Annotated in this window: 15 protein-coding genes; 7 read left to right on the top strand and 8 right to left on the bottom strand. The window is 72.1% G+C overall.

Annotated elements, in window-relative coordinates; translation table 11 throughout:
- The first annotated feature begins 400 nt into the window (after positions 1-400).
- Together ACFWBQ_RS03825 and ACFWBQ_RS03820 are read left to right on the top strand one after the other, a co-directional pair.
- The gene (locus ACFWBQ_RS03825) at positions 401-1741 is read left to right on the top strand and encodes a transcriptional regulator (protein WP_385483549.1); all 1341 of its coding nucleotides are present in this window, start codon (positions 401-403) and stop codon (positions 1739-1741) included.
- Positions 1742-1828: 87 nt separating this feature from the next.
- On the top strand, positions 1829-2359 hold the full coding sequence (locus tag ACFWBQ_RS03820; RefSeq protein ID WP_385483547.1) for an NUDIX hydrolase: 531 nt from the start codon (positions 1829-1831) through the stop codon (positions 2357-2359).
- A 101-nt stretch (positions 2360-2460) separates the two neighbouring features.
- Here the strand turns inward: ACFWBQ_RS03820 and ACFWBQ_RS03815 are convergent, their stop codons facing one another.
- The gene (locus tag ACFWBQ_RS03815; RefSeq protein WP_385483545.1) at positions 2461-3321 is read right to left on the bottom strand and encodes a 3-hydroxybutyryl-CoA dehydrogenase; all 861 of its coding nucleotides are present in this window, start codon (positions 3319-3321) and stop codon (positions 2461-2463) included.
- 200 nt (positions 3322-3521) lie between these two features.
- Between ACFWBQ_RS03815 and ACFWBQ_RS03810 the strand changes: the two genes are divergently transcribed.
- Entirely contained in the window at positions 3522-4775 is a 1254-nt protein-coding gene (locus ACFWBQ_RS03810) for a glycoside hydrolase family 10 protein (RefSeq protein ID WP_385483543.1), read from the top strand.
- 57 nt (positions 4776-4832) lie between these two features.
- Here the strand turns inward: ACFWBQ_RS03810 and ACFWBQ_RS03805 are convergent, their stop codons facing one another.
- Both ACFWBQ_RS03805 and ACFWBQ_RS03800 read right to left on the bottom strand, forming a co-directional pair.
- Positions 4833-5036, bottom strand: a complete 204-nt coding sequence (locus ACFWBQ_RS03805; protein WP_385483541.1) for a DUF1918 domain-containing protein — start codon at positions 5034-5036, stop codon at positions 4833-4835.
- A 42-nt stretch (positions 5037-5078) separates the two neighbouring features.
- Positions 5079-6053, bottom strand: a complete 975-nt coding sequence (locus ACFWBQ_RS03800) for a DMT family transporter (RefSeq protein ID WP_385483539.1) — start codon at positions 6051-6053, stop codon at positions 5079-5081.
- On the opposite strand from ACFWBQ_RS03800, the gene ACFWBQ_RS03795 reads away from it, so the two are divergent.
- The 4 genes from ACFWBQ_RS03795 to ACFWBQ_RS03780 all read left to right on the top strand — a co-directional run bounded on the left by ACFWBQ_RS03795 (position 6052) and on the right by ACFWBQ_RS03780 (position 9875).
- Entirely contained in the window at positions 6052-7521 is a 1470-nt protein-coding gene (locus ACFWBQ_RS03795) for a PLP-dependent aminotransferase family protein (protein ID WP_385483538.1), read from the top strand. The two genes, ACFWBQ_RS03800 and ACFWBQ_RS03795, sit on opposite strands and share 2 nt — an antisense overlap.
- Positions 7518-7985 (top strand): GNAT family N-acetyltransferase, encoded by a 468-nt coding sequence (locus tag ACFWBQ_RS03790; RefSeq protein ID WP_385483536.1) that lies wholly within the window; start codon positions 7518-7520, stop codon positions 7983-7985. Before ACFWBQ_RS03795 ends, ACFWBQ_RS03790 begins: the two co-directional genes overlap by 4 nt.
- A gap of 68 nt (positions 7986-8053) precedes the next feature.
- A complete protein-coding gene (locus ACFWBQ_RS03785; protein ID WP_385483534.1) occupies positions 8054-8629 on the top strand; it encodes a histidine phosphatase family protein in 576 nt (191 codons plus the stop codon).
- Between the two features lie 94 nt (positions 8630-8723).
- Positions 8724-9875, top strand: coding sequence for a serine hydrolase domain-containing protein (locus tag ACFWBQ_RS03780; protein ID WP_385483532.1), 1152 nt, complete (start codon positions 8724-8726; stop codon positions 9873-9875).
- Positions 9876-9916: 41 nt separating this feature from the next.
- On the opposite strand, the gene ACFWBQ_RS03775 is transcribed toward ACFWBQ_RS03780, so the two are convergent.
- The 5 genes from ACFWBQ_RS03775 to ACFWBQ_RS03755 form a co-directional block, all read right to left on the bottom strand.
- Entirely contained in the window at positions 9917-10585 is a 669-nt protein-coding gene (locus tag ACFWBQ_RS03775; protein WP_385483530.1) for a response regulator, read from the bottom strand.
- A complete protein-coding gene (locus tag ACFWBQ_RS03770) occupies positions 10582-11880 on the bottom strand; it encodes a sensor histidine kinase (protein WP_385483529.1) in 1299 nt (432 codons plus the stop codon). Before ACFWBQ_RS03770 ends, ACFWBQ_RS03775 begins: the two co-directional genes overlap by 4 nt.
- Before the next feature lie 10 nt (positions 11881-11890).
- Complete coding sequence (locus ACFWBQ_RS03765; protein WP_385483527.1) at positions 11891-13051, bottom strand: acyltransferase; 1161 nt, start codon at positions 13049-13051, stop codon at positions 11891-11893.
- Positions 13044-14000, bottom strand: coding sequence for an alpha/beta hydrolase (locus ACFWBQ_RS03760; protein ID WP_385483525.1), 957 nt, complete (start codon positions 13998-14000; stop codon positions 13044-13046). Before ACFWBQ_RS03760 ends, ACFWBQ_RS03765 begins: the two co-directional genes overlap by 8 nt.
- A 148-nt stretch (positions 14001-14148) precedes the next feature.
- Positions 14149-14904: a LysR family substrate-binding domain-containing protein gene (locus tag ACFWBQ_RS03755; RefSeq protein ID WP_385483523.1), complete on the bottom strand. Its 756-nt coding sequence runs from the start codon at positions 14902-14904 to the stop codon at positions 14149-14151.
- Between the last annotated feature and the right edge of the window lie 43 nt (positions 14905-14947).

Genomic DNA, 14947 nt, shown 5'->3' with positions numbered 1-14947 from the left:
ACAGTGAGGAGGGGCGTATCCGGCCACCGGATACGCCCCTTCTTCTGTCTCGCCCGGCGACACGAGGACCGCACGCGGGCCCCGGGACGGCGCCGGGGGGAACCCCGGTCCGGCCGGACCCGCAGCCACCCTCCTTCATCGGGGCAGTAGGTCGTGCGATCCGGCGCCGTCCGCCCTGCCACGGAGTGTCGGGCAGGTCGGCAGAACGGACGGCGCGGGTGCGGGTCGTCGAACTTTACGAGGGGGAGCCGACGACCCGGCCGCCTCTTGCGAGGCACTCATTCAAGCGACCGGTGCCCCGGCGCGGCAGAGCGCACAGCAGGATGGTTCGGGCATTCCGTTCACACCCCGTGTGAATCGTGCTCCACTAGGGTCATTGCGACGCGCACATGGGGGGGCAATGGAGCCCAACGTCCTGCTCGAATCCCTGATCGACGAGGCGGGTGTGTCCCGCGCAGGGCTCGCCGGCCATGTCAACCAGGCCGGCCGCACCCGCGGCCTGTGCCTGCGGTACGAACACACCGCGGTCTCCCGCTGGCTCAAGGGCCAGCGCCCGCGCGGTCAGGTGCCGGACCTGATCTGCGAAGTCCTCGGCAGCCGGCTGGACCGGCCGGTCACGCTCGACGACATCGGTATGGGGATCAGCGGGATGCACACGGTCGCGCACAGCTCGACCCTCCCGGGATTCGTCGAGCACGCCACCGCCCTGTGGCGCTCCGACGAACAGCAGCGCCCGCATCTCGTCAGCGCTCCCGCCGTCACCGGTACGACAGCGGTGATGCCGGTCTGGGAGTGGGAGAACCCGCCCGAGGACGCCGATGTGTCCCGCCCCGGGCCGTCCCGCGTGAGCATGGCCGACATAGCGATGCTCCGTGCGGCCCGCGCCCATTACGAACAGATGTACCGAAAAGCGGGCGGCATCGCGACCAGGGCCCGCATCGTCGGCTTCCTCAACGCCGAGACCGCACCGCTGCTGCGCGGCGGGTACAGCGACGCCATGGGCCGCCAACTGCACCGTGCGACGGGCGGGCTGGTGGCCGTCGCAGGTATCTGCGCCTACGACTCCGACGCCCATGGACTCGCGCAGCGCTACTTCCACCAGGCGCTGCGCCTCGCAAAGGCCAGCGGGGACCGGGGGCTCGGTGGCTATGTGATCGCGCTGCTGGTCAACCAGTCGCTGTTCCTGGCCGACTACCGCCGGTCCGTCGCGTTCGCCGAGGCGGCGCTGCGGGCCGCGGGCTCACACATCACCCCGGCACTGGCAGCCGACCTGTACGCGATGCAGGCCAAGGCCTACGCACAGCTCGGCGACCACCGAAGCGCCCTGGAATGCATCCGCCGCGCCGAGTCCCAGGACGGCCGCATCCACCCCGGCCATGAACCGGACGAGACCGGATACGTGCAGCCGGGCCTCGTCAACATCCAGGTGGCGGAGGCGCTGCTCCGTCTCGGGGATCTCGCCGGGGCCAGGGAGCACGCCACGGCGGCCGTACGCTCCCCGGCGCACGACCGCGGCACCGTGCACAGGCTGGCGATGCTCACCCATCTGCAACTGCTCCAGGGAGAGGCGGACAAGGCCGCCGGCACCGCCTCGGAAATGGCCGAACGCGCCCGGGGCATGGAATCCCGGCGGCTGCGCGACCGGCTGCGCTCCGTGCGGGAACATCTGGCCGCGAGCGGTTGCGCGGACGCCGAAGCGGCGGCCGGCCTCATCGACGGGGCGCTGCGCGTGCCTCTGTGAGCTTCGCCCGAGGTGCCTCCGCACGTTCCCTTGCGGGGCTGACCCTGCTCCGATGTTGCCATCGACCAGTCGGAAGGTGGCAAAACTGTGCAGTGGATGAACTTAGGCGAACAGACTGTGTATGAGAACCGCTGGTTCCGGGTCAATCTGGCAGATGTCGTCCTCCCTGACGGCCGGCATCTCGAACACTTCCTCATCCGGCTGCGGCCGGTTGCCGCAGCGACGGTCGTCAACGAGGCGAACGAGGTACTCCTGCTGTGGCGGCACCGGTTCATCACCGACAGCTGGGGCTGGGAGCTCGCCGCGGGTGTCGTCGAGGACGGTGAGGACATCGCCGCCGGGGCCGCCCGGGAGATGGAGGAGGAGACCGGCTGGCGCCCGGGCGAGCTGCGCCCGCTGATGACCGTGGAGCCGGCCAACGGCCTCATCGACTCCCGGCACCATCTCTTCTGGACGCGGGAGGCGACGTACACCGGCCCCCCGGAGGACGGCTTCGAGTCCTCGCGCCGTGAGTGGATACCGCTCAAGCTCGTGCCCGACATGATCGCGCGCGGCGAGATCCCGGCTGCCAATATGGCCGCCGGTCTGCTGCTGCTCCATCACATGCAGCTGGGCTGAGCAGTACGTACGGACACGCGAAAGGCCGGCCGGGACGTCCCGGCCGGCCCTTTTCACGTACACGCACCGAGCCTCGCGCACGGGCGCGGCGCCGTGGAATTTCAGTCGTACGGGTAGAAGCCCGAGCCCGTCTTCCGGCCGAGCCGGCCCGCGTCGACCATCCGCTGGAGCAGCGGGGGAGCGGCGTACAGCGGCTCCTTGTACTCCGCGTACATCGAGTCGGCGACCGAGGCCACGGTGTCCAGGCCGATCAGGTCCGCGAGCTTCAGCGGGCCCATCGGGTGGGCGCAGCCCATCTCCATGCCGTTGTCGATGTCCTCGCGGCTGGCGATGCCCGACTCGAACATCCGGATCGCGGAGAGCAGGTACGGGATCAGCAGGGCGTTGACGACGAAACCGGACCGGTCCTGGGCGCGGATCGGATGCTTGCCGAGCACGTCCTGCACCACGGCTTCGGCGCGCTTTATCGTCTCGTCGGACGTCGTCAGCGCGGGGATCAGCTCGACGAGCCGCTGCACCGGGGCCGGATTGAAGAAGTGGATGCCGATGACCTGGTCCGGCCGGGAGGTCGCCACGGCCAGCTTCACCAGCGGGATGGAGGAGGTGTTCGAGGCGAGGATCGCGTCCGGCCGGGTCACCACCTGGTCGAGCACCTGGAAGATCTCGGTCTTGACCTGCTCGTTCTCCACGACGGCCTCGATGACGAGATCGCGGTCCGCGAACTCACCGAGGTCGGTGGTGAAGCTGAGGCGGCCGAGTGTCTCGTCGCGCTCCGCCTCGGTGATCTTGCCGCGTTCGGCGGCCTTCGAGAGGGAGTTGTGGAGCCGGGTACGCCCTATCTCCAGCGCCTCGCCGGTGGTCTCGGCCACCATGACCTCGAGGCCGCTGCGGGCGCACACCTCCGCGATGCCTGCGCCCATCTGGCCACAGCCCACCACTCCGACGCGTGCAATGTCGGCCATAGAGTCCGTCACCTCGTGCCTTTCGCTGATCTTCGTGCGGCAGTTCCCGTCTGATTCCGGTGCCCGCCTCGACCCCACGACGTTACTCCGCGATCCGGGCGCCGTGACCTGCGGGTCGGGAGCTCCGGGGGCGGGCATGATCTGCGTCACTGACCATTGCCGGAGTGAGACCGGGAACAGGCGGACGAAAGGTGTGAGGAATGCGGCATACAGGTCGAAGATCCTTTGCGATGAGCACGGCCGCGCTGGTGGCCGCGCTGGTGACGGCGGGTGCCGCGGTCGCGACGCCCCGGCCGGGCTCGGCACCCAGGCGCCGCAGGGCCGCTGCGGGCGAGCTGCGCGGTGTGTGGATCGCCACGGTCGCCAATCTGGACTGGCCCTCGGCCCCCGGCCTGACCGCCGCGGCCCAGCAGGCGGAACTGACCGCCCATCTGGACCGTGCGGTCGAGCTGCGGCTGAACGCCGTGGTCCTTCAGGTGCGGCCGACCGCCGACGCACTGTGGCCCTCTCCCTACGAGCCGTGGGCGCAGTGCCTCACCGGGGTGCAGGGCAAGGATCCGGGCTGGGACCCGCTGGGGACGGCGGTGCGGGAGGCGCACGCCCGCGGTCTGGAGCTGCATGCCTGGTTCAACCCGTACCGGGTGGCGAATCACACGGACCCCTCCCGGCTCGCTGCCACCCACCCGGCCAGGCTGCATCCGGACTGGGTCCTGCCCTACGGCGGGAAGCTCTACTACAACCCGGGGCTCCCCGAGGTCCAGGAGTTCGTCCAGGACGCGATGCTCGATGCGGTCAGCCGCTACGACATCGACGGGGTCCACTGGGACGACTACTTCTACCCCTATCCGGTGGCGGGACAGGTCTTCGCCGACGACGCCGCGTACGAGCAGTACGGCGCGGACTTCCCGGACAGGGCCTCCTGGCGCCGGGACAACATCGACCGGCTCGTCAGCGGAACGGCCGAACGGATCAAGGAGATCAAGCCGGCCGTCCGCTTCGGGATCAGCCCCTTCGGGGTGTGGCGCAATGCCGCGACCGATCCGCTGGGTTCGGACACCAGGGCCGGTGTGCAGACGTACGACGATCTGCACGCCGACACCCGGAAGTGGGTGAAGGAGGGCTGGATCGACTACATCTGCCCGCAGATCTACTGGAACATCGGCTTCGCCGCCGCCGACTACGCGAAGCTGCTGCCCTGGTGGGCCGAGACCGTCCGCGGCACGGGTGTCGGTCTGTACGTGGGGGAGGCGCTCTACAAGGCCGGCGACCCTGCCCAGCCCGCCGCCTGGCAGGACCCGGCCGAACTCTCCCGCCACCTCGACCTCGACGCCGGCCACCCGGAGGTGGGCGGCCACGTCTACTTCTCCGCGCGGCACGTGAAGGCCGACACGATCGGAGCCATGGCCCGCGTGGTCGCCGACCACTACCAGGTGCGGGTCCGCCCACCGTGCTGAACCCGGACGCGTCCTCCGGAGACCCGCACAGGTCTCCGGAGCACGCGCACGGCTCGGCTACCGGTCCCGGTCCTCGGGGGCGGTGTGCTGGACGACGCTGTCGGGGCCGGGGGACATGATCGACTCATGCCCGTCCTTGAAGCGCAGACGGTACGGGGGGTTGCCTCCGTCACCGAGCACTTCGATGATCTCTGCGACCCGGTCGTGCTGTCCCACGGTCCTGCCGTGCGTCAGCAGCCGGTCGCCCGCATGTGCCTCCATCGGGAGTGACCTCCTCAGGGGTGGCGATCCATGTCGACAAGTCTATGACCGGATGCCGGAGCCGCCTCTCGTACGGACCGCCCCGCGGGCCCCGGAGCGGCCCGCACCCCTGCCCGCGCGCTGGGTGACGGCGATGCACACCAGCACGGCCACCGACGCCACCGGGGCGGCGGCGGGCACCTGCTCGCCGAGCGCGAGGAACGACCAGACCAGGGTGAGCAGCGGCTGTGCCAGCTGGAGCTGGCTCGCCCGCGCGACCCCGATCTCCGCCATGCCGCGGTACCAGACGTACAGGCCGAGGAAGGTCGACACCGTCGCGACCCACACCAGTCCGATCACCCCGTGCGCGGTGATCCGCACCGGCTCGAAGGGCAGCGCCACGGCCACGCCCGCCACGGTGAGCGGCAGGCAGAGGACCAGCGCCCAGCCGATCACCTGCCAGCCCGGCATGACACCGGCGAGCCTGCCGCCCTCCGTGTACCCCGCCGCGCAGACCAGCAGTGCGCCGAACAGGTACAGATCGCCGCGCGAGAGGACCCCGCCGCTCTGCTGGACCGTGAAGAGGATCACCACGGCGGCACCGGCGAGCGCGGCGACCCAGAAGGCGCGGGGCTGACGGGAGCCGGTGCGCAGCGACGCGAGGAGCGCGGTCGTCAGAGGCAGCAGCCCCACCACCACGGCCGCGTGCGAGGTCGTGGAGGTCTGCAGGGCGAGCGTCGTCAGCAGGGGGAACCCGACCACCACACCGCCCGCGACGACCGCGAGGCCGCCCCAGTGGCGGCGGTCCGGCACCGGGACCCGGCCCGCGAGCAGGAAGCCGCCCGCGATGAGCGCGGCGAGCAGGCTGCGCAGCGCGACCAGGGACCAGGGGCCGAAGCTCTCCAGCCCCCACGCGGTGGACGGAAAGGTCAGCGAGAAGGCGAGGACGCCGAGCCCGGCGAGCAGGACGCCGCCACGGCCCGTACGTCCGGCGGCCGCTATCGTGGTGGGCGCAATAGCGCTATCCTGTGCTGTCATGCACGAGCGTAGCAGTGTGGCAGAGCTGGTGAGTTCTCTGCGGGAGGAGCTCAACCGCTACTCACCTGGTGGAAAGCTCCCATCCAGCCGAGCTCTCGTCGAACGCTTCCGGGTGAGCCCCGTGACCGTCTCCCGGGCCGTCGCCCAGCTCGCCGCCGAAGGCCTGGTGGTCACCCGGCCCGGCTCCGGCGCCTTCCGGGCCGAGCCCCGCACCGACGTCCCCGCGCCGGGCGACACGTCCTGGCAGGAGGTCTCGCTCAGCGGCGACAGCGGACCCGAAGTCGTGCCGCGCACCGTCGACGCCTCCGGAGTCCTCGTCACGCTCGCCGCACCGCGGCCCGGAATCATCGAGTTCAACGGCGGCTACCTCCATCCCTCGCTCCAGCCCGAGCGGGCCATGGCCGACGCGCTGGCCAGGGCCGGCCGCCGCCCCGGAGCCTGGGGGAGACCGCCCACCGACGGGCTGAGCGATCTCCGCGCCTGGTTCGCCCGCGAGATCGGCGGCACGCTCACCGGTGCCGACGTCCTGATCACCGCCGGCGGCCAGAGTGCGCTGGCCACCGCGCTGAGGGCTCTCGCCCCACCCGGCGCCCCCGTTCTCGTCGAATCCCCCACCTATCCCGGCATGCTGGCCGCCGCCCGCGCCACCGGGCTGCGGCCGGTGCCCGTGCCCGTGGACACCGACGGCGTACGCCCCGACCTGCTGGCCGCCGCCTTCCGTGCCACCGGGGCGCGGGTTTTCGTCTGCCAGCCGCTCTTCCAGAACCCGACCGGCGCGGTCCTCGGGCCGGAGAGGCGCGCGCAGATCGTGCGGACAGCCCGGGATGCGGGCGCCTTCGTCGTCGAGGACGACTTCGCCCGCCGCCTCGCCCACGAGGACGCCGGCCCGCTGCCCGCCCCCCTGGTGGCACACGACCAGGACGGTGTCGTCGTCCACGTCTGCTCCCTCACCAAGGTCACCTCGCCGAGTCTGCGCGTCGGTGCGCTGGCAGCCCGCGGTCCCGTCCTGGAGCGCCTGCGGGCCATCCAGGTCGTCGACAGCTTCTTCGTGCCCCGCCCGCTCCAGGAGGCCGCGCTCGAACTGGTCGGCTCCCCGGCCTGGGGGCGTCATCTGCGTGCGGTGGCCGCCGAGCTCGGCAGCCGCCGCACCGCGATCACCGCCGCGGTCCGCAGCCGGCTGCCCGAGCTCGCCCTGCCCCACGTGCCGTCGGGCGGCGGCACTCTCTGGCTCAGACTCCCCGGGCCGGGGGCCGACGAGGCCGTCCTGGTCGCCGCCGCCCTGCGGGCCGGCGTCGCCGTCGCCCCCGGCCGCCCGTACCACTGCGCCGAGCCCCCGGCCGGTCACATCAGGCTGAGCTTCGCCGCGGTCGCCGGCCCCGCGGAGATCGCCGAAGGCGTACGGAGACTGCGTACCGCCTGCGACGAGCTGTTCGACCGCCGGAGCCCGGCGGATAGCCTGCGCGCATGAATGATGCCGACGCCTCCGTTGCCGACGCCGCCCTTGCCGACACCTCCGAGCGGCGTTACGAGATCTCCAGCGACCCCTCCCGGCTGAACCCTGCCCGCATTCACCACTGGCTCTCCACGGACGCCTACTGGGCCCTGGGCCGCACCCGCGAGCAGCAGGACCGTGCGATGGCCGGTTCCCTCAACTTCGGTGCGTACGACGTCACCTCGGGTGAACAGGCCGCCTTCGCCCGGGTGGTGACCGACCACGCCTCGTTCGCCTGGATCTGCGACGTGTACGTCGACCGCGCGGCCCGAGGCCGCGGACTGGGCACCCGGCTCGTCACCGAGGTCCGGGACCGGCTGGCCCCGGCGGGTGTGCGCAGGTTCCTCCTCGCCACGGACGACGCCCACGGGGTCTACGCGAAGGTCGGCTTCGCCCCGCTCGAAGTGCCGGGAAAGTGGATGGCCCTCCAGCTGAGCTGACCGGAAGCGCTTGTATCCGCCGCGCCGCCCTCTTGACCGGCGCGGCGTTCGGCTCCACGATCGCGCCCATGAGTGTTCGCGTCTCACTGGTCGCCGCAGCGCGCAGCTCCGCCCTGCTCGCCGAGCGTTTCGACGACGACCGGCCGCTCGACCACACGGGCTGGCACGAGGTGCAGCTCGCCGCGCACGCCCTGGTGCCGCTCGCCGCGGCCGAGCTGCGCTACTGCTCGCCCACACCGCGCAGCCGCGCCACCGGTGACGCCCTCGGCTTCGCCCCCATGGCCCAGCCCGCGCTGCGCGACTGCGACATGGGGCGTTGGCGGGGCCTGACACTCGCGGATGTGGCCGCCAGGGAGCCCGCCGCCGTCGACGCCTGGCTCGCCGACCCGCGCTCCGCCCCGCACGGCGGCGAACCGCTGCTCGCCTTCATCTCCCGGATAGGCGGCTGGCTCGACACCCGTCCGGCGTGCGACGGCTCCATCGTCGCCGTCGCCGAACCCGCCGTCGTCCGTGCCGCCCTGGTCTACGCGCTCAAGGCCCCGCCGTCGACGTACTGGAACGTCGACGTCCGCCCGCTCTCCACCGTCACGCTCACCGGAGCGCCCGGCCGCTGGAGCCTGAGCCTCGAAGCGCTTCCGCACTGACAGAACCTCTCGGTCGAAGGAACCCCGAGTACGGCTTCTTCCCGCCAGTCCGACCAGTCGGTACGGTGAGGGCTCCCGAGACGAGGAGTGATCCGTGCCGCACTTCCATGGCCACTGCGACGACCGGTTCGCCACGGTCCGCGACGCGTTCGCGGCGAACTTCGAGGAGCGCGACGAACTGGGTGCGGCTGTCACCGTCCTCGTCGACGGTTCCCCGGTGGTGGACCTCTGGGGCGGCTGGGCCGACAAGGACCGGACCCGTCCGTGGGAGCGGGACACCCTCGTCAACGTGTGGTCCACGACGAAGGGCCCCATCGCGCTCTGCGCCCACATACTCGTCGACCGCGGCCTCCTCGACCTGGACGCTCCCGTAGCCGCGTACTGGCCCGAATTCGCTGCCGCCGGCAAGGAGTCCGTGCCCGTACGCCATCTGCTCTCGCACCGCTCGGGCGTCGCGGGCCTGCGGGATCCGCACACCCTGGCCGAGCTGTACGACTGGGAGCTGACCACGGCCCGCCTCGCCGCGACCGAACCGTGGTGGGAGCCGGGCACCCGCTCCGGATATCACGCCCTCTCGTACGGCTTCCTCATCGGCGAGGTCGTCCGCCGGATCACCGGCCTGCTGCCCGGGGAGTTCCTGCGGCAGGAGATCACCGGCCCGCTGGACATCGACTTCACCGTCGGACTCCCGGAGAAGGACGCCGACCGGGTCGCCGAGCTCGTCCAGCCGAAGACGGTCTCGCACGAACAGGCCGCGCTCTTCGCCCGGATGGAGCCGGTGGCCATCGCCTCCCTGCTCAACCCCGGTACGGGCACGGCCGCCGCCAACACCCCCGAGTGGCGGGCCGCGGAGATCCCCGCCGCGAACGGCCACGGAACCGCCCGCGCGGTCGCCTCGCTCTACGGCATCCTCGCCGGACGAGGCAGCATCGACGGCCGGCGGATCCTCTCCGAGGAGGCCGCGGAACGGGTCCGTGAGGGGCAGGGCAGCTGCCGGGACCTGGTGCTCGGCGCGGGCTTCGCCCACGACACCGAGCTCGGCCTCGGCCTCTGGCTGAGCGGCGCGAACGCCTCCTACGGCCCCAACCCGCGCGCCGTCGGACACGACGGGGCGGGCGGTTCCTGCGGCCTCGCCGACCCGGAGGCCGGGATCGCGCTCGGCTACGTCATGAACCGCATGGGCGCGAACATCGCCGACGACCCCCGCAAGATGGCGCTGATCGACGCGGTGTACGCGTCCCTCTGACGGGTCGAACGGAGGGCCCCGTCGCCTGCGGCGGCGTCCGGTCAGTAGCCGGCCGGGCGCACCAGCCCCGACTCGTAGGCGAACACCGCGGCCTGCGTCCGGTCGCGCAGGCCCAGTTTGACCAGGATCCGGCTCACATGGGTCTTCACGGTCTGCTCCGCCACGATCAGCCGCCCGGCGATCTCCGCGTTGGACAACCCCTGCGCGACGAGGAACAGAACCTCGGTCTCGCGTTCCGTGAGATCACCGACGCGGTCCCTGCTCGGGGCGCGCGGGGCGGTGCTCACCCGGGAGAACTCGGCGATCAGGCGCTTGGTGATGTTCGGGGCGAGCAGCGCGTCGCCGGCCGCCACCACCCGTACCGCCTGAGCGAGTTCGGCAGCCGACGCGTCCTTCAGCAGGAAACCGGAGGCGCCCGCGCGCAGCGCCTCGTACACGTACTCGTCGAGGTCGAAGGTGGTCAGGACGAGGACCCTGACGGTGGCTCCGGGCGCTTCGGTGATGCGGCGGGTGGCGTCGATCCCGCCGAGGCGGGGCATCCGTATGTCCATCAGGACGACGTCGGGAGCCAGTTCGGCGACCTTCTCGACCGCGTCCACACCGTCCAGCGCCTGGCCGACGACCTCGATGCCGGGCTCGGCGTTCAGCAGCACCGTGAATCCCTGACGGACCATCATCTGGTCGTCGGCGATCAGCACGCGGATGGTCATGCGGATTCCTCCAGGGGAAGCGTCGCCACTACTTCGTAGCCCCCGCCGGGGGTGCGGCCGTGGGTGAGTTCGCCGCCCAGCATGGCGGTGCGTTCGTTCATTCCGAGCAGCCCGTGCCCGACGCTGCCGGAGCGTGCGGGCGGGGCATCCGGGGCGGTGTTGGTGACCCGGACCGTGACGGCTGCCGTGTGGTAGCCGACCTCCACCCGGGCGCGTGCCCCCGGAGCGTGCCGCATCACATTGCTGAGCGCCTCCTGCACGATGCGGAACGCCGACAGTTCGACGCCGGGCGGCAACGGCCGCCGGGTGCCCGTCGTTTCCGTGGTGACGGTGATGCCGGCCCCCCGTACCTTCCCGATCAGCTCGTGCAGCATGTCGAGGGTGGGCTGCGGGGCATGCCGTACGCCGTCCGCCAGGGCGTCCTCGGAGCGCAGTACGCCGAGCACGCGGCGCAGCTCGGCGAGCGCCTCCACGGCGTTCTCCCGGATGCCCGCGAGGTTCTCCTTGAGCTCGTCCGACGGGTTCTCCACCAGGTGCGGGGCGACCTGGGCCTGGATGGAGATCACGGACATGTGATGGGCGACCACGTCGTGCAGTTCGCGCGCGATCCGGTTGCGCTCCTCCAGGAGCGTGCGTCGGGCCCGTTCCTCCTCCGTCAGCTCCGACTGCTCCACCAACTGCGTGCGGGCCACTCGCAGGGCGCGCAGCGCGATGCCGATCACGACGGCCGCGATGACGACGAGGGCGGCGCGGTCGAGGGCGTAGTTGTGGGCCTGCGTGGTGAAAGCGGTGGTGGCCAGCCCCGTCAGGAGACTGACAACGAGCGCGGTGATGGCCCGGCGCGGATGGACCCGGAGCGCCAGCAGGAACAACGCCCCGCTCTGCAGGGCGATTTCGGGCATCGTCCACGGAAACAGCTCGTCGGGCGCCAGCGCGGGCTCCGCGAGCCGCACGCTGACGACCATGAGACCCAGCGACGCCCACCAGGCGTACAACGGCCGGGACATCCCGGTGATCAGCGCCGCCGACTGGAGCACGGCGAGAAGAACCGCGTAGGCGGGGATGCCGGAGCCGTGCGGTATCAGGTCGTAGACGTGGAAGAGGGTGATGGCCGACGCAACGGTCGCCAGCAGCATTCCGAACACCGGCCGCCAGATCGGTGCGTCCGGTCGGCCCGCGGGCGGTACCGGATCGACGGGCGTGGTCCACAGATCCTCGCGCAGCGTGCGCGGCAGCCTCCGCAGAGCAGCCACCGGCCGCCGTCCGGCCGCCATGGCCCCCGCCCACCCCGTCATGTTCTCCACCTTAGGCACGTCGCGACTCCCGGATCCGGGCAGGGGAGTTCTTCCGTACGACCGTCGATCCGCTGCCCCGCCCCTGTTCGTACGCACCGAAGGCGTGCCGGAGCACCAGCAGAGCCAGGGCGAAGACCGGCAGCCAGGCCAGTCGTGCAAGGACCCAGACCGGGCCGTCGGGCACGGTGTGCAGGCCGGGCAGCGGGCCGCCGAGGAACAGGACGGTCGAGGTCACCACGATCATCGCGGTCTGGTGCCACAGGAACACGGTCATCGCGGACAGGTTCATCAGCGCCACGGCCGCCCAGACGGCGGGACGCGCCAGGACCCGGCGCAGCGGTCCGAGCAGCAGCAGAGCCGCTCCGCACTGGGCGAGGCCGAAGGTGACGACCGCGAGGGTCGGAGGATCGAGGTTGGACAGCTCGCCGCCGGGCACCCCGACCATGGACGCCGGATAGCCGGCGAGCAGGACGAGCCCCGCCGTGGCCCCCGCACCCCCGAGCAGCAACGCCCAACCGGTCCGGCGGCTGCGCAGCCCGCCCCGCGCCCACGCGGCGCCCAGGCAGTACGGGACCAGCCAGCCCGCCGCCACGTTGATCCGGCCGAGGGCGGCAGGGCCGTCGAGGCCCAGGCGGATCAGGTCGACGTGGAGGACCACGGCGAGCGGCCACAGCGGATGCAGCCGCGCCACGAGCGGGGTCGCCGCCGTCAGCGCCGCGAAGACCAGCAGGAACCACAGCGGCGACCACACCAGCTTGCCCAGCGCGCGCACGGTGTCCTGATCCACCCCGGAGGCCAGCATCACGCACGCCGCCACGGCCCACACCACCAGGACGACGGCGACCGGCCGGAACAGCCGTCCCATCCGGGCCCGCAGCCACCGGCCGTAGGACTCGCCCCTCGCCCTGGCGGAGGCATAGCCCTTCGCTCCCACGTGCCCGCCCACCAGGAAGAAGACCGCGAGCGTCTGGAACACCCAGGAGACCGGGGTGAGCTGCGGCATGTACTGGAGCGGACTCGCACCGTGCACCGTGCCGCTGTCGGCGACCAGTGCGGTCACCAGCCAGTGGCCGCACACCACGCCCAGGATGGCGAGGCCGCGCAGGGCGTCGACCGCACGGTCGCGGTCCGGAGGCGTCGCGGATTCGATACGCCGCACGAGCTCACGCATGACGGCCCACCGGCCCCGCGACGATCCGGGCGATGCTGTGCAGCGAGACGGATCCCGGCTTCAGATACTCGCTGTGACCGCCGTCGCCCGCGTCGAAGACCTCGGCGCCGAACTCCGGCGAGACGGGGTCGGTACCGAACCCGACCGTGACGAACGGCAGTCGCACCTGCAGGTGCGGTACGTCCGCGATCCAGTCGTCACCGCCCCGGCCGGCCCGGACCGTGGCCCGGGTGTGCAGCGCGGCGGCGCTGTCGGCGCCGGTGCCGGGGCTGCCGTACAGCACGATCTCCGCGACATCGAGCCGGGACGCTGCCCGGGCGCAGACGACGGAACCGTAGGAGTGGCAGAGCACGGAAACCCGGGCGGCGGGCTGTGCCGCGCTCAACTCCCGTACGAAGGAATCCAGTCGCGGTGCCGCTTCGGCGGCCCGTCCCGATGTGAGTGCCCCGGGGCTCAGCGTGACCGGTGTCCGGTACCCGAGCCAGGCGACGACGGCCGACCCGCTGCCCAGTTCCCCGATGAGCGCCTCGGCGTCGCGCCGTAAACGCCAGTAGTGGTCGAGGTCGACACCCGCGCCCGGCACCAGTACGGCGATCCGGCCGGCCCGGGACAGATCCCCGAAGACCTCGGCGGTGCGGCCGCCGTCGCGCCCGTCGAACGCGAGGAAGCGCCGGGCAGGCCCGGCCAGGGCCCGCAGGGACGCGGCCCGCTGTCGGTCTCCGTGCCGGGCGGCCATACGCTCGGCCGCCCTGATGCCGTCACGGTTGGCCTCGTACCGGTCGGCCAGCGCGCCCGGGGTCGCGGCGCCCAGCGGGCCGAGGGCCGCCGGGGCGGGCGCCGGAACAGCAGCGGGGCGGGCAGCCCCCGACACCGGCAGTGCCACGGACGCGGTGACGAGCGCGGTGAACAGCGCGCGACGCAGACGGCTGCTGCGTGGGCGGGACGCCATGGGGTGGTCCTTCCGTACCGGATGTTCCTGATGAATCCGGTACTGAAGCTATGGACCGCCCCGTGTGGTCGGCGTCCCGCTGAGGAGCGCACCTGTCACGTAGCTCTGGAGTACTACGGGTAGGGGGTGCCCGGCCTCTCGACGCCCGCTACGGCCGACGCCGGGGCTTGCCGCGCTTGCCGCCGCCGGACGCGCCCCGGGGGTTCTTGCCGGTCGCCTTGCCGGCTGCGGGCTTGCGCGGTGCGCCGCCCTTCTTCTCAGGGCGCTTGGCCTTCGGCTGCGGGGGTGTCGGGGGGCGGCCCCGGGTGCTGTTCACGGTCCGTCCCCGGACGATCCCGATGAACTCCTCCACCAGGTCGGTGGTCCTCTCCTCCGGCCACGACAGGGCGATGCGCGACTCGGGAACGTCCGAGAGCGGCCGGTAGGTGAGGTCCTTGCGGTGGTACAGACGGGCCAGCGACTGCGGGACGACGAGCAGCCCCACCCCTGCCGCCACCAGCTCGACGGCGTCCTCCGTCGTCGCGGGGCGCTCGAGCGCGGGCATGCCCGGCGGGCGGTCCCATTCCAGGGTGTCGTCGAGGGGGTGCAGCACGATCTCGTCGGCGAGATCCGCGGCCGACACCTCCTCGACGGCCGCCACGAGATGGTCCTTGGGGACCACGACCACGGTCGTCTCGGTATAGAGGGGGATCGCGCTGAGATCCGTACGGTCGACCGGGAGGCGTACGAAACCGGCGTCGGCGTCGCCACCGCGCAGCACACCGGCCGCCTCGGCGGCGGGTACGGCCACGAGGGTCAGCGGGACGCCGGGCAGCCGCTCGTTCCAGATCCGCACCCATTTGGTCGGGGTCACGCCCGGGACGTAGGCGAGCCGGAACGAAGAGGGGGTTTCCGAGCCTGTCACTCCGCCAGGTTACCGGCCGTGGTCGGAGGCGGCGCACATGCTC

Origin of the sequence: Streptomyces sp. NPDC060035 (assembly GCF_042736635.1) — a bacterium.
Lineage (GTDB): Bacteria > Actinomycetota > Actinomycetes > Streptomycetales > Streptomycetaceae > Streptomyces.
The sequence above is the reverse complement of the archived record's forward strand: the minus strand, read 5'-3'. Positions and strand labels throughout refer to the sequence as shown.